At 53.3% G+C, this 21,424-nt stretch carries 13 protein-coding genes; all 13 read right to left on the bottom strand.

Features of this window, described 5'->3' with window-relative positions; all coding sequences use genetic code 11:
* Window positions 1-31 precede the first annotated feature (31 nt).
* Complete coding sequence (locus tag NQ534_RS03895; protein WP_006862255.1) at window positions 32-1,000, bottom strand: glycosyltransferase family 2 protein; 969 nt, start codon at window positions 998-1,000, stop codon at window positions 32-34.
* A complete protein-coding gene (locus NQ534_RS03900) occupies window positions 1,000-2,385 on the bottom strand; it encodes an LCP family protein (RefSeq protein WP_006862256.1) in 1,386 nt (461 codons plus the stop codon). The genes NQ534_RS03895 and NQ534_RS03900 overlap by 1 nt, the downstream gene beginning before the upstream one ends.
* 95 nt (window positions 2,386-2,480) lie before the next feature.
* Window positions 2,481-3,881, bottom strand: a complete 1,401-nt coding sequence (locus tag NQ534_RS03905; protein ID WP_006862257.1) for an undecaprenyl-phosphate glucose phosphotransferase — start codon at window positions 3,879-3,881, stop codon at window positions 2,481-2,483.
* A 96-nt stretch (window positions 3,882-3,977) separates the two neighbouring features.
* Window positions 3,978-4,931, bottom strand: a complete 954-nt coding sequence (locus tag NQ534_RS03910; RefSeq protein ID WP_006862258.1) for a glycosyltransferase family 2 protein — start codon at window positions 4,929-4,931, stop codon at window positions 3,978-3,980.
* A 42-nt stretch (window positions 4,932-4,973) separates the two neighbouring features.
* On the bottom strand, window positions 4,974-6,104 hold the full coding sequence (gene rffA, locus NQ534_RS03915) for a dTDP-4-amino-4,6-dideoxygalactose transaminase (RefSeq protein ID WP_006862259.1): 1,131 nt from the start codon (window positions 6,102-6,104) through the stop codon (window positions 4,974-4,976).
* Window positions 6,097-7,923, bottom strand: a complete 1,827-nt coding sequence (locus NQ534_RS03920; protein ID WP_006862260.1) for a glycosyltransferase family 2 protein — start codon at window positions 7,921-7,923, stop codon at window positions 6,097-6,099. Before NQ534_RS03920 ends, rffA begins: the two co-directional genes overlap by 8 nt.
* Window positions 7,892-10,633 carry a YfhO family protein gene (locus NQ534_RS03925; protein ID WP_006862261.1) on the bottom strand — a complete coding sequence of 914 codons (2,742 nt, stop codon included), beginning with the start codon at window positions 10,631-10,633 and terminating at the stop codon, window positions 7,892-7,894. Before NQ534_RS03925 ends, NQ534_RS03920 begins: the two co-directional genes overlap by 32 nt.
* Before the next feature lie 105 nt (window positions 10,634-10,738).
* Window positions 10,739-16,417, bottom strand: coding sequence for a glycosyltransferase (locus tag NQ534_RS03930; protein ID WP_006862263.1), 5,679 nt, complete (start codon window positions 16,415-16,417; stop codon window positions 10,739-10,741).
* 91 nt (window positions 16,418-16,508) lie between these two features.
* Complete coding sequence (locus tag NQ534_RS03935; protein WP_006862264.1) at window positions 16,509-17,792, bottom strand: ABC transporter ATP-binding protein; 1,284 nt, start codon at window positions 17,790-17,792, stop codon at window positions 16,509-16,511.
* A gap of 108 nt (window positions 17,793-17,900) precedes the next feature.
* The gene (locus NQ534_RS03940) at window positions 17,901-18,707 is read right to left on the bottom strand and encodes an ABC transporter permease (RefSeq protein WP_006862265.1); all 807 of its coding nucleotides are present in this window, start codon (window positions 18,705-18,707) and stop codon (window positions 17,901-17,903) included.
* A gap of 4 nt (window positions 18,708-18,711) precedes the next feature.
* A complete protein-coding gene (gene rfbC / locus NQ534_RS03945; RefSeq protein ID WP_006862266.1) occupies window positions 18,712-19,272 on the bottom strand; it encodes a dTDP-4-dehydrorhamnose 3,5-epimerase in 561 nt (186 codons plus the stop codon).
* Window positions 19,273-19,413: 141 nt separating this feature from the next.
* Window positions 19,414-20,283 carry a glucose-1-phosphate thymidylyltransferase RfbA gene (gene rfbA / locus NQ534_RS03950; RefSeq protein WP_006862268.1) on the bottom strand — a complete coding sequence of 290 codons (870 nt, stop codon included), beginning with the start codon at window positions 20,281-20,283 and terminating at the stop codon, window positions 19,414-19,416.
* Between the two features lie 48 nt (window positions 20,284-20,331).
* Window positions 20,332-21,420: a dTDP-glucose 4,6-dehydratase gene (gene rfbB, locus NQ534_RS03955; protein WP_040783437.1), complete on the bottom strand. Its 1,089-nt coding sequence runs from the start codon at window positions 21,418-21,420 to the stop codon at window positions 20,332-20,334.
* Window positions 21,421-21,424: the final 4 nt, after the last annotated feature.

Consider the following 21,424-nt stretch of genomic DNA (forward strand, 5'->3'; position numbering starts at 1 on the left):
AGCCATTTGTGTACAATTTGTGACAACAGTTTTAAAAAACTTTGTTTTTCCAATATTTTCTGTTCATGGAGCAGGCGGTCACAACGCGCTTCGGCAGCGCCCGGTAACGACTGCCCAGAAAATACCCCAGATACTTGCAGCCGCTCTGCCAGATAAGCTTCGGCAGCAGATACGGTCTGCCGTGCCTGCACAGATATGCCGCCGTGCTCTTCACCAGACGTACCCCCTCCTTTTCCGAACGGACATCGGCAAAAATCTCCGGATGGTCCGCCTGCGAAACGGCAAGGTCAAAGTTGCGCTTAAACTGCTGCTTTCCGGTGTAATTATGGGAATGCACCACGCGCGCATCCGCCGCATAGGCGATTTTGTATCCCGCCTTTATAAGCTTCGCCGCAAAAATCATGTCCTCGTTAAAAATCGTCTGCTTTTCAAAACCGCCCATCGCCTCGTAGACGCTGCGCACATAGGCGGCGCATACATTCGAGCAGAAATACGTCTTAATGCCAAGCTCCGGCAGATCCCTGGCCGACTTTATCCGGCTCTTTTCTCCATAATTAAAGCTTCTCGTGTAGCGCTCCAGAGGGCTGCATTTCTTATCCGGAAGCTGTCTGGCGTAAGCGGCAGCCACCGCCCCGCCGGTGTTATCGCCAAGCTGTGCAAGCAGCCGCTCAATCAGATATTCGTCCGCCGGCACGGCGTCCTGCGTCATAAAAAGCAGGACATCCGCCTGCGACATTGCCGCCGCCCGGTCTCTTGTCCCGCCGTGGTCAAACTCCTCCTGCGGAAGGTGTACAAGAGCGAGCGGCACACCGCCTGCTGTGTGCCCCGCCTCAAAAGCAGACCGGCAGACAGGCGCCTGCTTCCACAGGGATTCCTCTGTATTCATTACAAGAATCCGCTGCGGAAGATGCGTCTGCTGCGTCAGTCTCTCTATTAATCTGTTAAACCGCTCATCCGGCCGGTAAGCCGGTATGATAACCTCTACTGTTCTGTTATCCATTAATAAACACCGGTATAATTTGCAATATAATTGCTGATTTCCTGCACCGTTGCGGACGGTGTATAATCTGTCACACCAAAGAGGTACTCGTGCAGCTCCGATACATTCTGCGCCAGATTGATAGGAACTACGATACTGTAGTGGATCTCCATCGGCTGCTGCTCAAACGGGAAGCCCTTCGTATCGACAAGATTATAGCTTGCAATATTGGTGGCAAGATTCATCAGCTCCGTCATCGTAAGATTGGTGTCCACCGCGTCAATCAGGTCGTCAATCAGACCGACCAGAACTGTCGGATTGCTCTGCACTTTATCCAGAATCAGAGACAGCACCTTCCGCTGGCGCTCGGTACGCTCGTAGTCGTTGCCGATGGCACGGATACGGCAGTAGGACGTCGCCTGCAGACCGTTCAGGTGAACCAGACCGCCGCCGCTGAGCAGCTCAATCTCACGGTCTGTAATCATGGAGGTCTCATCCTGGTAATTGTTGATCCAGGTCGCCTCATCGTCCGTTATCTCAATATCGATGCCGCCGATAGCATCCACCACGTCAGCAACCACATTCATATTTACGGTGACATAATCGGTAATATCCAGATCAAAATTCTTATTCAGCATATTGATGGAACGCGCCGGTCCGCCCGCCGCATAGATATCGGTCGCCTTTCCATAGTCGCCGGTGGTATCGTCAAGATACGTGTCGCGGTATACCGATACCAGCTTCACATCGTTCGTGTCACGGTTGATGCTGGCGATCAGAATGGCGTCGCTCTGCCCGCTGGTGTTTTCATCACGGCTGTCAACTCCATACAGCGCGATATTCCAGTAGCCCTTCAGCGTAGCTTCCACCTCGTCGCCGAGCTGCGCCTGAATCTGCTGCACCATCTCGCTCTGCTCCTCTTCACCGAAGGAGGTCTGTACCTTGGAGATTTTGGAAACCTGCGCGGCAACAAAGAGCGCCGCCGCCAGTATCACTAACAAAAGCACCTCAAATACAAAGAGAATGATTTTCCTTTTTTTCCGTTTCTTTTTCTTCTTCGCGGCAGCCGCCTCACGCTCTCCCTGTCCGTACGGAGGACGCTGGTCATACCCCGGCTGGCCATACGGATTCTGCTGGTAATATTGCTGCTGACCATATGGATCCTGCTGGTAATACTGCTGCTGGCCATCCGGTCCCTGCTGGTAATACTGCTGCTGGCCGTCCGGTCCCTGCTGGTACGACTGCTGCTGACCATACGGATCCTGCTGATAATACTGCTGGCGGCCATACGGATCCTGCTGGTAATACTGCTGCTGACCGTACTGGTCCTGCCGGTAGTATTGCTGCTCCTGCCCGCTGCCGCTCCTTGCATTCTTTTTGTCTTTTTTCTCTTTGTTTCGTGCCATAATAAATCCCCTTTTCTCCCTTTTGCTATAATGCCCGCGGACTGCGACGCGCAGCTGGTCCTCCAGGACTGCCTGCTGCGCACTTCCGCATCTTATTAATACGCGTTTTTATTAATAAATCCCTTAAAAACCGTCAGGAACAGGATTTTAATGTCCAGCCCCAGCGTCCAGTTTTCGATATAATATAAATCGTACTCGATTCTCTTTCTGATAGAGGTATCCCCGCGATACCCGTTTACCTGTGCCCAGCCCGTCATGCCCGGCCGCACCTGATGCTTGATCATGTACCGGGGAATTTCCTCGCGGAATTTTTCCACAAACTGCGGGCGCTCCGGACGCGGTCCGATCAGACTCATTTCGCCCTTCAGCACATTTACAAGCTGCGGAAGCTCGTCGATGCTTGTTTTCCGGATAAGCTTTCCGATTCCCGTGACCCGCGGGTCGTGACGTGTCGTCCATCCTCTGCGCTCCGCGCCTGCCTTCTGCACTTCCATCGAGCGGAACTTGTACATGATAAACGGCTGATTGTGCAGTCCGACGCGTTCCTGCTTAAAAATAAGCGGCCCCGGAGACGTCAGCTTTATCAGAACCGCTGTCACCAGCATGACCGGTGAAAACAGCACGAGACAGATAAGCGAACCGACAATATCCACCGTCCGTTTTACGATTGCATTGAAGGTGTTGGACAGCGGCACATAACGGATATTAATCACCGGAAGCCCCATGAGGTCTTCCGTATAGGGCTTTGTCGGAATAATATTGCCATAATCGGGAATAAACTTCGTATGCACGCCCGACTTCTCGCACTGCGCGACGATGTGCTCCAGCTTATAATACTCGCTGAGCCCCAGCGTGATGGCGATTTCATCCAGCGTGTTTACCGACAGCAGCTCCATCAGCTCCTCCGTCCGCCCGATGATATGAATACCCCTGTAAACCGTTGACCGTTCCGTATTGTCATCCAGGATACCGAGCACCTTATAGCCCCACTGCGGATTTTCCAGGATGCGGTCGATATATTCCCTGGCAGCCTGTCCGTATCCGACCAGAAGGACATGCTTCAGATTCATGCCCCTTCTGCGCATATCCCGCAGTACGCCGCGTATCAGCATACGGGCAATGATATCCGCCGTAACATTCAGTGCAAAAAATGTAAAAACAACGCCGCGGGAAAAGTCGATTTTCTTGATCGCCATTGTCATGGCGAGGAAAATCAGAATTCCCATCAGATTTGCTTTTATGACATTGCCATATTCCAGGCGCCTTCCCTGCACCCTTTTTGGCGTATACAGGTTGAACGCAGAATACAGAAGCAGCATTCCCGGAACCAGCGGAAGCAGCACCAGCATATATACCGAATCCGGGTACACACCGGTTCCCGGCTCCGTCAGTATTTTTATCTGGACAAACCACGCCAGCAGATAGCTGCCGACCACAATCAGGGCATCTATCAGAACATGCAGCCGATTAAAATACTTCTGATTGTCTTTAATCAATCTGGTTCACCCCTTATGCTTTCCATACCTTTATCATCATACACTGTGAATTTCAAAAATGCAACTGCCGAATGCAAAAATATTACTTTTTTGTTTCTAATTTTTTACTATTCTCGCGAGGTTTTTCCACAGTTCGAGCTGAATCCGCCAGCAATTATCAAAATTTTCCGGCAGAAACGGCACTTTTTCGCCGCTGCGCGCCAGAAGCACGCCCTGCCAGAGCCCTTTCAGATACGTCCCACCCATGCCCTTCGCCGTAAAAAAGAGCAGCTTGATCAGCGTCCCGGCAAGCAGAAACGGCAGATTAATCAGAATCTGCCAGAACGGCATATTTTTATAAATCAAGTACAGATTGTTGCGCGCCGCGCTGCCCACCTTAAAGCGGTTGTAGCGGGAGCCTGTGGAGGCGCTGCCCTTGTGATACACGACAGCCCGCGGCGCATAACGGTTTTCATACCCGGCGATTTTCGCGCGGTAGCAGATGTCCACATCCTCCAGATAGGCAAAATGCTTCTCGTCAAAATAACCGATTTTTTCGAAAATACTTTTCCGGTAAATGGCTGCTCCGGCGCACGCGGAAAAAACAGCGTCCTCCTTAAGATAACCTGCGCAGCTTTTTCCCTTTCCGCGCGTCAGCGCCCAGCCGAGCGCACAGTAAAAATCCCCGGCGTTATCCAGAAGCTGCGGTTCGTCCATCTGCCGCATCTGCGCCTGACAGGAAAAGATCCGCGCATCCCGCCGGATGGCGCGCAGCAGCTCCGACACGAAATCCGCCTCCGCGCGCGTATCATTGTTAAGCAGAATAACAAATTCTGTCCGCGCCGCCCGGATACCCTCGTTGACCGCGCGGGAGAATCCGTAATTTTTATCGAGGCGAATCAGCCTTACGGACGGATATTCCGCCTCGATAATTCCGCAGCTTCCGTCAGCGGAGGCGTTGTCTACCACGATGACAGGCACATCCCCGATGTTCTGCGTAAGCAGACTGTCCAGACACGCCCTTATATATTTTTCCCCATTATAATTGGGAATTATGACCGATACATCCATTTTCTCTCCTACCGGGTCACGTACCTTTCGTTCACCGTAACCCTACCAGTTCTGATATTTCAGAATCGTATCCGCGATGTATTCCACCTGCTCCATCTCCAGATTATAATACATCGGCAGACGCACGAGACGCTCGCTCTCCTTCGTGGTGTATATGTCTTCGCCGTGGAAACGCCCGAATTTCTGCCCGGCAGCCGCCGAATGCAGCGGCACATAGTGGAACACCGCCCAGATACCGTGCTCGCGCAGATAACTGATGAAGCGGCTTCTCGCCTCCAGGTCCCTCAGCTTCACATAATACATATGTGCATTATGGGTGGCATAATCCGGGACAAACGGGCGCGTAAGCACCCCTTTTTCCTCCAACGGCGCCAGCGCTTCATGGTAATAATTGTAAATCTGCAGGCGCTTGCGGTTAATCTCATCGGCAATCTCAAGCTGCGCGTACAGATACGCCGCATTCAGGTCGCTCGGAAGATAGGAGGAACCGAAGTCCACCCAAGTGTACTTATCCACCTGACCGCGGAAAAATTTGCTGCGGTCGGTACCCTTCTCGCGCAGAATCTCCGCCTTTTCCTGGTATCTCTCATCCTGGAAAAGCAGCGCGCCGCCCTCTCCCATCGTATAATTCTTTGTCTCGTGGAAGCTGTAGCAGCCGAAATCCCCGATGGTGCCTAGCGGTTTCCCCTTATAATACGCGTTCATGCCCTGGGCGGCGTCCTCCACCACCTTAAGATCATGCTTTTTTGCGATCGCCATGATCTCGTCCATCGCGCAGGCAACGCCCGCATAGTGTACCGGAACGATTGCCCTGGTTTTCTCCGTGACGGCTTCCTCAATCAGGCGCTCGTCGATGTTCATAGTGTCCGGCCGGATATCGACAAACACGATTTTCGCCCCGCGCAGTACAAAAGCGTCCGCCGTGGAGCAGAAGGTGTACGACGGCATAATTACCTCGTCGCCCGGCTGGATATCCGCCAGGTACGCCGACATTTCCAGCGCATGCGTGCAGGAGGTGGTCAGCAGCGTGTGATTTACATGGTACGTATCGCAGATCCACTTCGCGCACTTTTTCGTAAACGGACCGTCGCCGCACATCTTGCCGCTTTTGATCGCCTGTTCCATATACTCCGTCTCTTTTCCGGTAAACGGCGCCCTGTTAAAATCAATCATTTGTATTCCTCCCCTTTTTCCTGTCCGCCCGCAGAGAATAATTCCATTTGGACAGCGACAGATTTTTATTATAATATGGGTCGCCCGCCTTCAGAAGCTTCTCCCAGCGGGTCCTCATAAACTCAATTTCCTCCTGGAACCGCCGCACCTTTTCCGGCGAATCCTCCGCGCCGCGGCTCTTTGATTCGTAGTGGCGCAGGCAGGCGTATGGGTCATAAACGACCAGAAAACCCGCCTCATTTGCCCGCAGACAGAGATCCACATCATTAAACGCCACAGAGAGCCGCTCCTCAAAGCCGCCAAGCCGTTCAAACAGGCTGCGCTTCATCATCATGCACGCCGCCGTCACCGCGCTGTAATCCATCTGCAGTGACGCCTTATGCAGGTAGCCGCTGCGCTCCGCCGGCATCCCCACAAACATGTGTCCGGCAATCCCGCCGATTCCAATCACGGTACCCGCGTGCTGGATGGTTCCGTCCGGATAAAGCAGCTTCGCTCCGGTGATGCCCACCTCCGGGCGCTGACAGTTTCCGAGCAGCTCCTCAAACCAGCCTGTCTCCAGAGCTTCGATATCGTTGTTCAGAAACAAAAGGAATTCTCCTTTTGCATATTTTACACCATAATTGTTGATTGCGGAATAGTTAAATGCATCCTTCCAGCGGACAATCCGGATGCGCGCATCCTCTGAAAGCTCCTTATAGTATGCGAAAATCTCCCGGCTGCTGCTGTTATTCTCTACAATAATGATTTCATAGTTTTCATAAACTACCGTTTTTTTGATAGATTCGATGCAGAGTCTGAGAGCCTCCGTCTCATCCTTGTTGGGAATGATGATGGACACCAGCGGCTTTCCCTGCACCGGATATTTCACCCGGTAAAAGCCCAGGTCCTTCTTCAGCGAAACCTCCGCCGCCTGCCCACGCCTTTCCAGGTGCGCCTCAATGGCGCGCTTTCCCGCCTCGTAGGCGTACATTTTGCTGATGGGATTATCCGCGGTCGACGCCGCGTGCGTCCGCCAGTGATATAAAATCTCCGGGATGTGATGAATGTTCTTTGCCATATCCGTGCAGCGGAGAATAAAATCGTAATCCTGCGCGCCCTCATAAGCGCCGTCAAAGCCGCCCGCCCGCTCCGCGAGCGCTCTTCTTACCATAAAAAAATGACAGATATAATTGTTGGAACGCAGCAGATCGAGGTTGAAATCCGGCTTCAGATTCGGCTTGAAATGCGTGCGTCCGTCGGTTTCCACCTTATCCTCATCCGTATAAAGCACATCGATGGACGAATCCGCCTCCAGAGAGCGCGCCGCCTCAAAAAGCGCGTTCGGCGCCAGCAAATCATCGTGGTCCAGGAGACATACAAAATCACCGGACGCCATCGCGAGCGCCTCATTTGTATTGCCGGCGATTCCTTTGTTTTCCGCAAGGTTTTTCACGCGGATGCGCTCATCCGCCGCCGCATATTCCTCCAGCACCTGCTTCATCCGCTCGTTCTGCGGGCTGGCGTTCACAATACACAGCTCCCAGTTCCCGTAGGTCTGCTTCTGCACAGAGGCAATCATTTCCCGCAGAAAAGTCTCCGGCGTCTCGTATGCCGGAACCGCGATACTGAATTTGCAGGAATGTTTAAACTTTTTTCTGCGCTGCGCCGCCAGGTCCGTTTCCTTTGGGCGGTACGCTTCGTACCAGGGACCGTATGGAACCTCCTCCGGCTCCATGCGCTCCTGCAGACGGATGAGAAACTCCTTCACCCCGAAATGCTTCAGATAGTGCAGTCCTTTTTTGACATTATACCACTTCAGCTTTTTTAACAATTCCATCTTTCTTTACTTTCCTTTTTGTGCGCACTGCCCATACCGTGTAAATCGCCGCCGTCAGCGCCAGGAAGAAAATACTTCCCGCCGCGCCCGCCGCAAATCCCGGACATTTGTAAACCATCTGTATCTCATGCTCTCCCGGCTCCAGCATGACGCCGCAGAAACCGTAATCCACCTGAAGAACTTCGCGCTCCTCCCCGTCCACCAGGGCGGTCCAGCCATCCTCATAGGCGATTGGCAGAAGCAGTATCCCTTTTTCCGTCACTGCTGCCGTACCGCTTACCACGCTGTCCTTATCGGACGCTTTAAAAGAAATCCCCTCGCTGAGCGCGGAAAAGTCGTACTCCTCCGTCTCATAAATATGGATATCGTCCAGAGTTGCAAATTTCTCATATGCCAGCGGGCAGGTAATCTCCAGCGTGCTGATGCCCTCCGGAATCTGGAGCTCCACATGCATATGCTCTTTTTCCGCGCGCACCATCGTGTAATATTCGCCGTATTCCACGTACACATACGGCATATCCTCCGGAAAATACAGCTCAAACTCCAGCCGGACGCTGCCTTCCCGCTTAGGAAGCGTGATGGTGATGCCCTGCTCCGTGCTATTTACTTCCGCCTCCAGCGGCAGCTCCTGCGCGGCGCACTCCTGCAGCAGAGCGCCGTCCGTCTCTGTCAGTTCGCCCGCCGCATCGCAGATGACCGCCTGCGTCAGCAGCTTTTCCCGGTCCACGCCATCGGCGCTCTCCTCGTATTCCGCACTCGTCACCGCCTTCGTGTAGAATTTTCCAAAAGCCTCCGTGCCGCTGTTGCGATAAACATAAATATCCCCGAACTGCTTCAGCAGCTCATAGCCCTCCGCGTCGAGCGCCGCGTTGCGGGAGAGAATATATTTCACATGGCTCAGAGAAGCCTGCGCGCTGTCATACACCGCATTCGCATAGTTAAAGTGGGCATTATCGGCAATATTAAGATTGGGCCACAGCTTCTTTACAAATTCCCGCAGATTAACATTCAGCGAGGAATTGTAGGTGCTGACCGGCATATAATTCTGCGCCAGCGCGTTCAGGCTGGAGGTGCGACTGCCAATCGTGTAATCCTTCTCCACGCGGTAGAATGAATCATCCGTCTCTTCCAGCCAGGCGAGGGCATCGGAGACATCCGCATCGTACAGCTCGTCAAAATATTCACTGGGCGCCTTTTTGAGAATTGCCCGCTCGTTATAGGAATACCAGGCGTCCGCGCACAGCGTCACCGCAACACAGAGCAGCAGCCCGCCTGCCGCTGCCTGCTGAAGCCTCTTGTTTTTTACACGCACGGCGGCAAAAAGGCAGATGGCAATACCGGCTGCCCCCAGCGTCAGCGTGCGCGGCAGATACTCCGCGCCCGGCACATGCACCCGCAGATACTGGATAAGCACCGCCGCAGAAACCACCGCGAACAGCGACAGGCAGAGCCGGCGGTTCTCAAAAACCTCCTGCAGAAACGCCGCCACCAGCAGGGCAAAAAACGGCATACAGACAAAGGTGTGCCTGGAAAACGGATAGGCGAAGCCGTTAAAGATCAGACCGCCCATCGGCATGGCGATAACAAACATGCAGGCAGCAGCCGCCAGCAACAGGATGCCTCTCTGTTTTCTGCTGAATGGCGCTCCGCCTCCCGCCCGGTAAGTTTCCCTTCCGGAGGCGTCCTTACATACCAGGGCAGATTTCAACTGCCCGCGCAGGACCATCCAGAGAAAACAGACCGCCGCAATGATAAACAGCGCGGAGAAAAAGACATTCGGCGATTCATAATAATTTGAGTAGCCGGTGTAGTCTGTAATCCCCTCAAAATTGCTGGAGAAAAATCTTTTGAACAGGGTCCTGTAAAAATTCATTCCGTAAAAGCCGACGGCATCCAGCAGCTTTTCTGTCAAAGGCTTTGCCGTCACGCGCCCGGAAACATTCAGAATCGCATTGCCGCTGGGCAGCAGATTGATAAGCCCGATGCCGATGCCAAGCAGCATGGAGCCATACGCTTTTGCAAGCGTCAGAAGTCCCTTTTTGCAGAAAAGCCGTTCCCGCCAGGCAATCCGCAGCAGGAAATAAACGCCCAGCACGATAAACTGCATATAGCTGAAATACAGCGCGTCTATCGCGCACACGCCGCACATCAGCGTCACGCCCAGATACCAGCGCGGCTTTTTCAGCGCCTTCTCCGCCATCATCAGAAGCAGCGGCAGCAGCACCAGCAGCGTTCCAAACTGGTAATGCTGTCCCCAGACCACCATGTATCCGCAGAGCGCATAGATATAAGAAGCAATCAGCTTGCTGCGCTCCGACAGGAAGAAGCAGGACAAAAAGCCATAAACAGCCAGCCCCGCAAGCACGATGCGAAGAATGTGCACGTAGACCAGCAAATTATATATGCTCTCCGCTCCAAACAGCACTCCGCAGGCATAGAGCAGCATCAGAAACGGGTCGAACATGTTCAGCGAATACATATTTATGCCATAGCCATTGTTAAAATCCCAGAGGGAGAAGCTGCCCTCCCGCAGATGATTGATGATAGTCTGATAATGCATCAGATACTGGTCATACGTATCCGTTCCCACATCCATGTACGCGAGGAGCGAATCCCCGGTCAGAAAATCATAGAAAATATATATACAGGATACCAGCAGCGCCGCCGTCAGCAGCGCCATCGTCTTTTTCTTTGCTCCCGCCTCTGTCATAATCCGCTCCTGTTATCGTTTCTCCTGCCGTCTCTTCTGCTTTCTTCCGTTATTTCTGCAGACGTCCGGTAATCCCAGTGTCCCGGTCTTCCGGAGACACTGCGCTTAATGTTCCATTTTGCCAAGCACCAGTTTCAGCGCCGCCCTGCCGGTTCCGTCCGTCGTACCGTGCTCCAGCACCGCGCGGTGCGCGTTTTCTGCGATTTTTCCGCGAAGCTGCCCGTCCTCTATCAGGCGGGTAAGCCCCTCGCGCCACTGCTGCTCATCCGCGCAGAGGATGCCGTCCTCTCCGTCCCGGATAACGCGGCGCGTTTCTTCATTTGCGCTGGCGATACACGGCACTTCCACCAGAGCCGCCTCCATCCAGCGTTCCTGCGGTCTGCACGCATAAAAGCGCTCATCCGGCAGCGGCATCAGAAGGATGTCAATGCCCGCCAGCAGCTCCGGCATTCTCTGCCATCCGGCAGGCGGCAGCTTTGTCATGCGCTCTTGGCAGTTATCGAAGCGCGCCGTATCCGCCACGCCGCTCACCACCAGATGCACCTGCGGGTATTTCTGCATAATCTCCGTCAGCAGCTCTTCGACAACGGCAAATTCCGCATCGCCGGTATCTCTGCCGCCAAAGTAGCCGATGCAGAGCGCATCCCCGCTCTTTGCGCGGTTTTCGCGGGCGTCGATGGATAAAATCTGCTGCTCCATACTGCATACGTTTCTGCGGACCACGACTGTCTTTTCCGGAAATTCCGTCCGGATTTCTTCTGCCAGCGACTCCGTTGCGGCAATAAATCCATCGCAGTACGCCATGCACCGGTGTATCCGCTGCGCCGTTTTTTTCCTGCTCTGATATGCGCTGCCTCCCGGCGTTTTCTGTCCGGGAAGCCTATCTCCGTCAAAGATCAGCTCATCCAGGTCGTAATATACCGGGATGGAAAGTCCGTGCGCCTGTCTGACAAGCGCTTCCACAAACGCAGCATCCGTCAGACGGCAGAGCACCACGCTGCAGTAGCCCTTCAGATTCACCTGCAGATCTCTCTCCCATTCCAGATGGCCGGAGGCATATCCGGCAATCGCAAGCTGCTCCCGGAACTGTGCAGCACGGCGGCCGGCGCCGTCCGCCTCCGGTCCGGTGAGAAACAGCACCTTTTTGCGCCGCACCGGCTGCTCCATAATGCCGCAGCGCTCTGCAAATGCCTGAAGCTGCTCCAGTATTTCCGCCGGGGATGCTTCCAATGGAAGCACCGCTCCGCGCGCATAATCCTTCACACGCTCCGCCGGCGCGCCGATATCAAATACCGCCAGCGGCATATTCATCGCCATAATCTCCGCCGTAGTGTAAGAGAAGGTCTCCGGCCATACCGCCGGGATGAAAAACAAATCAATATCGTTTTCCAGCACCAGGCGCGGCAGCTCCTCCCGCCGGTATTTCCCGGTTTCCTTAAAGATTTTATTTTTGCCCTCGTCGCCGGTATAGCCCAGCAGGCAGAGACGGATATCGCATTTCTGCTTTTTGATTTCCGCCGCCAGCTGCTGTACCACCTGCAGTCCTTTTTTATAATCCAGCGCTCCGACAAAGCCGATATTCAGTGTCTTTCCGGTTTTGCCTGTTTTATGCAGCGGCAGCATGGTATGCGGCTTGTGCGGCACCAGACGGATATTGTCCAGCGCCGGATATACCTTTTCCAGTAATTTGCGGGAGGCATCGGAAAATACCCGCACTTCCCCGCAGGCTGCCAGGAAGCGCTCCCAGCTTTCCCGCCACTTTTCGGCGCTCTCATATGCCAGATAAGCATTCTGCTCGTGCTTTGCCAGGCAGGCGTTGCAGCGCTCCGGCGCCGCCGCCCCGCAGTAACAGCCTCTGTCGTCCACCAGATTGATTGCCGGGCAGATGGCGTAATAGTCGTGGAACAGCATCAGCATCCTGGCGCCGTTCTGCTCCTTTGCCCGCACCAGCGCATCCATCACGTCATACAGCTTCGGCACCGTCACCAGCTCATTTATCCAGATTTCATCCACCCTGCCGGTCACCGCCCAGACATCCTCCAGATTTTCCGAGACGACCTGGATCCGGTACTGCCGGTAGCTGTATTCCACCAGATACATGCCGGTAAAACGCACGACAATAAAACGGCAGCCCACGCGCAGCGCCTCCCGGCGCTTTGTGTCCAGATAGGCGGTCGCCCCGCCGCCGAGGTTGTGATCGAAGGCGACAATGGTTTTGGCATCAATATTCAGATTCAGCAGCTTCAGCATGGCGAGACGGCGCGTTTTCGCCATCGGGTCCCTGCTGCAGTAGGAGGATACCACCTGGTCATAATCCGGATGCTTCAGGCGCAGCGCCTTTGAATTTGTCTCCAGCAGCGCCTTCTTTTCCTCCGACAGGAAGCTCCCGCCGTGCTTATGGTACACAAACAGATTGTCCGCCTGTACGTTATGATAACCGGCGGATACCGCGCGCCGGCACCAGTCGTTCTCCTCGCCGTAGCCCTTTCCGAAGGTCTTTGCGTCCAGCAGTCCGATTTTTTTAATCACATTCAGATTCATGCCCATGCAGAAGCCCACGCCTGTCGGCACAACCGGGTAGGACGGGACAATCTGCGAAAACGCCTGGTCTATCTGCCAGAGCGGCATTCCCTCAAACAGCTCATTATTCTCGCAGAATTTCGGGAAGCTGCAGATGGTGCCGCTGTTGGTAAACGGCGTCGTCGTCGCCACCTTTTTGTCGCAGATGATGGGCAGCATCAGCCGCTCCAGCCAGTATGCGGGCACCTCCACATCGGTATTCAGAAGCACCACATGATGCTCCGCCCGCTTCAGCGCACGGTTTACCGAGCGCACAAAGCCGACGTTCTTTTCGTTATTGAGCAGCACCGCCTCCGGATGATTCTTCACATAATTTTCCAGATACGGCAGCACGCGCTCATCCGGGCTGCAGTCGTTTACAATCAGCAGCCGGTACGGCATCTCTGTTCTGCGCAGGCTGTCAAACAAAACCTGCAGATACTCATATCCATTGTAGACCGGGATGATAATATCCACCGCCGTCTCTTTTACCTTTTTCGGTATCGTGAAGGTTTCCGTCAGCTTCTTTTCCCGCAGATACTGGATATCTCCGAGCTGCTCCGCCTCCATAATCTCCGAGATCTCCACCTTCGCGTCCGCAGGCAGCGAACGGCTGCCTTTTACCACGCCAAGCGGATAGCGTCCCGTGCCGTCCGGCATATCGTATTCCATCACCACACGGATATCCCGCGGGGAAAAGATACGGGTTTTCACCTCAAAGCCGCTCAGAGCGGCGTCCGGATTCTGCAGGGCGGAAGCGACATCGTAGCGGTACACCATGCGGAAAGGACGCTCCGCCACCTTCGTCTGCCGGTCGTAATATACGATACGCGGATTGCGCATCCGGCAGCGGTTGTCAAACACCCAGCCGCTCATGGAGAGCACCTGCCTGTCTACCGTGAATGTATCTACATGCCCGGACACCTTTACCAGTCCGGGAATCTTTTTCGCCGCCCGTTTTACCTTCCTAAGCTGGTTTTTCACAGTATCCGGCTGCAGCTTCGGCGCCTGCAGCACCGCGCCTTCCCTTGCCGGTCTGCGCTTTTCGGACAGCATTTTCTTCAGGCGCGAGGAAGCCGCCTGCACAGATTTGTCCACGCGCGCGGAAACCGCCTGCACAGATTTGCCCGCGCGCACGGATTCTATACTCTGCCTCCCCACGCGCAAAGCTTCTATATCCTCCCGACTCATGCGCATGCTTTCCGTTCCCTGCTGCTCTGCCAGACGGGCGCATCTTCCCTCAATCGTCAGAGTCCGGATTTCGTCCGCGTCAAACGTCTCCACCGCAAAATTCGGGTCATCCTGCGTGAAAATAATACAGTTCCCCTCCCGCCTAAAATCGCCGAGCGGCTGCAGGCGGACGCCGCAGTTGCACTTCACACGGTCAATCATGCACCAGCAGCTCTCCTCCATCGGGTCCCAGCGGAGCTTTTTAATCCCCTTTATATCACTTAAATCAAAAGAGATCCGGAAGCGGTTGTTCGTCAGCGTCAGCGGCTGCGGAAGAATCTCCTCCTCGTTAAAGCCCCCTCCGGTATCATAGTACAGCTTGCACTCTGTCTGGACTGCTTTATGATAATACTGGTAAACCTGCTCCAGACGGAAATTGATTTCCGGCTGCGCATACTTATCCAGCGGGTCCGCCCCGACATAGCGGTACACAAAATGCTGCGACCACTTCCGGTACAGCTCCTCGTCATCTCCCGTGATGCCGAAAATATCCATCAGCGTTTTCTTAACGAACAGCCCGCGAAGCTGCGGCAGCTTGGTGTATAAATCATTCAGCAGACGCCACATGATGAAATCCACCGGGATTTCCATATCAAAGATCCACTCGTAGTCAATCACCAGACGGCGCTGCTTTTCCATATAAACATTATCGCAGATAAGGTCCAGATTCGCCGGGCGTACGCAGGCGCGGCTGCCCTGTCCTTTTGCGCTTCCGAACAGCTTCTGAAACGCTTCGCCGGCGTAATCCTCCTTCCGGGGACATCCGGCAAAGCAGGTCTCATAAAATTTCTGCAGAAGCTGCACAATTCCTTCCGTATCCCCGGCGTCCGCCAGCGTCCGGATACGGTCAAACAAGGTCTCGCCCTCCACAAAGGCATATTCCAGAGCGCCGTCCTTCTCCGCCGCCGGCAGATTTTCATAGTCCGTGCCATAGCGCACCGCCCCGTTGGCGATAATCTGACGCACAAACGGCTCCGCCTCCGCGCAAAGCGGCTCCTTGCGTACCAGCCGCTCCCCGTCTCTGCGGATAATTTTCGTCAGAATCTGAAACTCCCTCCGGCGCTCGCTGTTGCTCTTTACATACAGAATCTCCTCCGGCTGCTTCTGCGGCGTCCGTCCGGCATCCACCAGGAAGGAATTGGAAAAAATATCGGCTACCCCCTCCTCCGCCAGCGAATGCGCCGCCTCACTCTCATTAAATAACAAAATTCGCTTGCCGTCCAGCGAGCGGTAAGGCTTGCCGTAGCCGTTCGCCTTCAGTGTTTCATCGGTAAAAATTTCCCTCGGAAATTTGTAATCCGGATACGGATAGTAAAACTGCATACCGGGGAAGCCGCTTCTTTCCAGAAGCTCCCGCAGCTCTTTTTTGCTGAAGGTGCGCACCGTATCGACGCCCGGATAATTCTCCAGGCCGAGGAAATAACGGTCGGTGTGGTCCTCCGGCGCCCCCGCAAAGTATTTCAGACCGAGCCTGTTTTCGATTGCAATCAGAATGCGGCCTTCCTCTTTGAGGAAACATCCCATATGCTGCAGGAACGTCTCGTACGGCGTCTCTCCCTCCGTAAAGCTTATGGCGTATTCCAGAACGCCGTTTAAAATAATGTAATCAAATTTCTCCGGAAACTCCATATCATTTAAGTTGCCCACCATGATACAGAGATTGTCGTATTCTTTATGGCGCGCATAATTAATGGAAGCCCGCCGCTTCGACAGCTCGACGGACACCACCTTCGCCGCCCGGCGGCACAAAAGTCCGGTAATCGCCCCGCAGCCCGCCCCGATTTCCAGTACCGCGGCGTCCTTCTTAAACGGATACCAGTTCAGAATATTTTCGCGCATCGCGGAAAAATGATAGATCACCGGGAAGCTGACCTCCTCGTGCGGGAGCTCTTCATAGGAAACTCCCCGTTCTGCCATGTCGAGCATGACCTCCTCGATTGCTCCGTCCGAATACCGGTCCTTTTCCTTATAATATGTTAAATTAAACTCTGCCATAAAAAATCCCCCGAAATAAAACTTTTCCCTGGCACAATATGTCTGTGTACCGCCGCGTTTCAGCGCCCGGATATTATTTTCCGGAACAGACTCAGCGCCCGGATGTTACCGTTACATCCGAAAACAAATCAAAATAGCCGACCGCTTTTTTGTCTGAAATCACCGTGAGGCTGCATACGTCATACAGCCGGTGAAAAACCGTAAAGTCTCCTTTGTAGTAGCCCGTGCAGCCCAGGCAGAGCATATACTCCCCCGCCTCCAGCGGCATTCTCTGGGTGAAGGTGATCGTCTGCTCATCCCCGCTTTTCTGCGGCTGTACCGGTACTTTCTCGTACATCGTGTTCGTTCCGGCAATCTCCGTCCCCTTCAGATCCTTGATGGTAAACGCGTAGACCGGCTCCGAAACGTCGCCCTGGTAACGCACCTTCATCATCACCTGGAATTCCTCGCCCTTTTCAATGGTGCCGCCCGCTCTTCCCTCATGGTCGTAAATACAGAAGTCGGCAATGGAAGCAATGCCGTTTCCGTACTCCAGCACCTGCGGATTCAGATGAAGATATTCCTTCTGCCACTTTTTCTCTGTCTGCCGGTCCTTTTTCCCTGTCTCCCGGCTCTGCTCCCCGGTCTCCTGCATGGAATCCTCCACCTGGTTCACCAGCACCCGCCGGTACAGATTCACCATTTCCTTGGCGCCGCCCTCGGCAAGCTTGCTCCCTTTATTCAGCAGAACAACGCGGTCGCAGTATTTTCCGATGCTGCTCAAATCGTGGCTGACAAAAAGGATCGTGCGCCCCTGCTCTTTAAATTCCTCAAATTTCCGGTAGCACTTTGCCTGAAAGAACACGTCTCCCACAGAAAGCGCCTCATCCACAACCAGAATTTCTGGATCAATATTAATGGCAACGGCAAATGCCAGCCGTACAAACATACCGCTGGAATAGGATTTCACCGGCTGATAGACAAAATCGCCGATATCCGCAAACTCCAGGATGTCCTGCAGCTTCGCGTCTATCTCTTCCTTTGAAAAGCCCATCATCGTGCCGTTCAGATAAATATTTTCCATACCGGAATACTCCATATTGAATCCCGCTCCCAGCTCCAGCAGCGCGGAAACCCTTCCGTCCACCGTCACCTCGCCCTGCGTGGGATTCAATACCCCGGTAATAATTTTCAGAATCGTTGATTTTCCGGAACCATTCGTCCCGATAATTCCCACCGTCTCGCCGCGCTTTACATCAAAGCTGACATTCTTCAGCGCATAATGATCCTGCACATCAACCTTAAAGCCAAGCACTTCTTTAAGACGGTCCGAAGGCTTTTTGTACAGTTTATAAATTTTCGTCAGGTTCTTCACCCGAATCGCAAATTCGCTCATTCGCCTTTTCCTTTCCGTATTCCCCGCATCCTGTCACAGATTCTGCGCAAGGTGCATCCCATGAAGCCACGCTTCCAACGGACGCCCGCCGGCACATTCCGTAGCGCCTTACAGTACATCCGCGAAATGTACCTGCAGCCTGCGGAACAGCTTCAGTCCGAAGAAAAATATCGTCAGTGTGAGCAGCCAGAAATAAACGGTCAGCAGCGGGTGCTGCCAGAATCCGACATGGTCAATCAGAGAATCCCGGAAGCCCTGCACAATGTAGAAAACCGGATTCAGCTTAAATATTTTTACAATGATGCCTGTCAGTCCCAGGTCTTCAAACGCCCACATAATCGGCGTCGCCCAGATGCCAACCTGCAGCGCAATATTAATAATCTGCCCAAGGTCGCGGAAAAAAACCACCACCGCGCTGGTAAAATATGAGAGCGCAAGCATCAGCATAAAAAGACTGAAGCTATAGTAAACAAGCTGCAGGGTGTACAGCGTCGGCGGATAGCCCATAAGAAGATAAATGAGAATGACCACCAGCACAAAAAACACATGCACAAAAACTGCCGAAAGTACCTTTACAAGCGGCAGTATGCGGATATTAAACACCACTTTTTTTACCAGATAATTATATTCCAGCAGCGCATTGGTCCCGCCCGTCAGACCCTCCTGGAAGAAGAACCACGGCACCAGCCCCGCCATCAGCCAGAGCACAAAGGGCACGCTGCGCTGTGCGCCGTCGCGCAGCGCCAGCCCGAACACAAACCAGTATACGCAGACCGTGACAACCGGCTGGATAAACGCCCAGATCGTTCCAAGATAAGAACCGGCGTATCGTTTCTTAAAGTCATTTCTGGCAAGAGAAGCGATCAGCCTGCGGCTCTGATAAATTTCCTTAATCAGTAATTCCTGTTTCTTCAATATATCACTCCCGCGCCTTACTGTATTCCCGGATGCCGCCCCACTTCCGGTCTTTTTCCGAAATAGTCAGCTCCATGCCTTCCTGTATCGGCCATGCGACGCCGATATCGGGATCGTTCCACATCAGACCTCCCTCATCATTCGGATGGTAAAAGTCTGTACATTTGTAGGCAAATTCCGCATAATCGGAAAGCACCAGAAAACCGTGCGCAAAATTTTTCGGTATAAAAAACTGCTTTTTGTTTTCCGCTGAAAGAATCTCGCCGTGCCATTTTCCGTAGGTGGCTGAACCCGGACGCAAATCTACCGCCACATCAAATACCTCGCCGGAAACTACCCGCACCAGCTTGTCCTGCGGGAAATTAATCTGAAAATGGAGCCCGCGCAGAACGCCCTTTTTCGACGCGGACTGATTATCCTGCACAAATTCCATATCAATCCCCGCCGCCTTATAATCGTTATAATTATAGGTTTCCATAAAATAGCCGCGTTCATCCCCGAAAACCGCCGGCGTGATAACCTTCAGCCCCTCTATCTCACATGTTTCTACTGTTATCTTTCCCATTGTTCCATCCTTCAATCTTATGCTTCTTCTGATTTATAATATCGGTCCTGCTCATCCATGTTTGTGCAGGTTCTGTTCCCGGAATGTGGTATCCCAGGCTGCCCTGAATCTGCACAGGTGCAAACGGTCCCGGCATCGTATCTACAACCCCTGAGCCACTTCCACCAGATACTGCCCGTAAGCGGTCTTCAGAAGCGGCTCCGCCAGCTTCAGAAGCTGCTCTTTTGTGATAAAGCCTCTCTTGTAGGCAATTTCTTCAATGCAGGAAATGTAAAGCCCCTGCCGTTTCTGGAAAGCCGCGACAAAATCCGCCGCGTCCAGCAGAGAATCGTGGTTTCCGGTATCCAGCCACGCAAAACCGCGTCCAAGCGTCTCCACCTGCAGCATGCCGCGGCGGAGATATTCATTGTTTACGCTGGTAATCTCGATTTCTCCACGCGCGCTCGGCTTTACATTCTTCGCAATCTCCACCACATCGTTGTCGTAGAAATACAGCCCCGGAACCGCATAGTTGCTCTTCGGATGCTCCGGCTTTTCCTCGATGGAAAGAGCTTTTCCATTCTCGTCAAACTCCACTACCCCGTATGCACGCGGGTCGCGCACATAATATCCGAAGATGGTCGCTCCGCTCTCGCGCGCCGCCACCGTCTGCAGTACCCGTGAAAAGCTCTGTCCATAAAAAATATTATCGCCGAGCACAAGCGCCACACGGTCTGTGCCGATAAAATCTCTTCCTATTATAAAAGCGTCCGCCAGTCCGCGCGGCTCCTCCTGAATGGCATAGCTGAAGGAAAGTCCAAGCTGCTCGCCGCTCCCGAACAATTCCTCGAATGTCTTAATGTCCCGCGGCGTAGAAATAATCAGTATCTCGCGGATGCCTGCCAGCATCAGCGTGGACAGCGGGTAATAAATCATCGGTTTATCGTAAACCGGCATAATCTGCTTTGAGATTGCCTTTGTAAGCGGATACAGCCTTGTGCCGCTGCCGCCCGCCAGTATAATTCCTTTCATTTTAAAATGTCCTCCGTATATTCCACTCCGGCTCCTGCCGCCGCCCGCTTACTGTTGTGTACCTGCGTACATTTCGTCGTAATACTTCTGATAATCCCCGCTGGTGACATTCTTCATCCAGTCCTCGTTTTCGAAATACCAGCGGATCGTCCGGCGGATGCCATCCTTAAACATCGTTTCCGGCTCCCATCCCAGCTCTCTGCGGATTTTATCCGGCGCGATCGCATAGCGGCGGTCATGCCCCTTGCGGTCGGTCACATAAGTAATCAGATTCTCATTCACCAGCGCTTTGCGCGGGTCGTCGTCCGGCAGCATTTCCTTCAGCGTATCCAGAATAATGTGAATAATCTCAATATTCTGTTTTTCATTATGTCCGCCGATATTGTACGTTTCAAAAAGACGTCCCTTCTCCTGCACCATGTCGATGCCCTTGGCGTGGTCCTCCACATACAGCCAGTCGCGCACATTTTTGCCGTCGCCGTACACCGGCAGCTTTTTCCCCTGCAGCGCATTATTGATAATCAGCGGAATCAGCTTTTCCGGAAACTGGTACGGTCCGTAATTGTTGCTGCAATTTGTGATATTTGCCGGGAATTTATAGGTGTCCATATAGGATTTTACCAGCATATCCGAGGAAGCCTTGCTGGCTGAATACGGACTGTGCGGGTCGTAGGGCGTTGTCTCATAAAAATATTCCCCTTCGTTTTCCAGAGAACCGTACACTTCATCCGTGGAAACATGCAGGAACTTCTTGTCCGGCCGGAAGCTTCCGTCCGGCAGTTCCCACGCCGCTTTGGCAGCATTCAGCATCACCAGGGTGCCAAGCACATTGGTGCGCACAAAAACCTCCGGATTTTTGATGCTGCGGTCCACATGGCTCTCCGCCGCAAAATGCACGACCCGGTCAATATCATTTTCTTCAAAAATCTTTGTGATTGCCTCGCTGTCTGTAATATCAGCCTTCACAAACGTGTAGTTCTCACGCTTCTCCACATCCCGCAGGTTTTCCAGGTTGCCCGCATACGTCAGACAGTCTACATTAATAATGCGGATTTCATTGTCATATTTTTTAAACATATAGTGAATATAATTGGAACCGATAAAGCCTGCGCCTCCGGTAACAAGGTACGTTCTCATCCTT

The sequence above is a fragment of the Marvinbryantia formatexigens DSM 14469 genome (genome assembly GCF_025148285.1).
In the GTDB taxonomy this organism is placed as follows: Bacteria; Bacillota; Clostridia; order Lachnospirales; family Lachnospiraceae; genus Marvinbryantia; species Marvinbryantia formatexigens.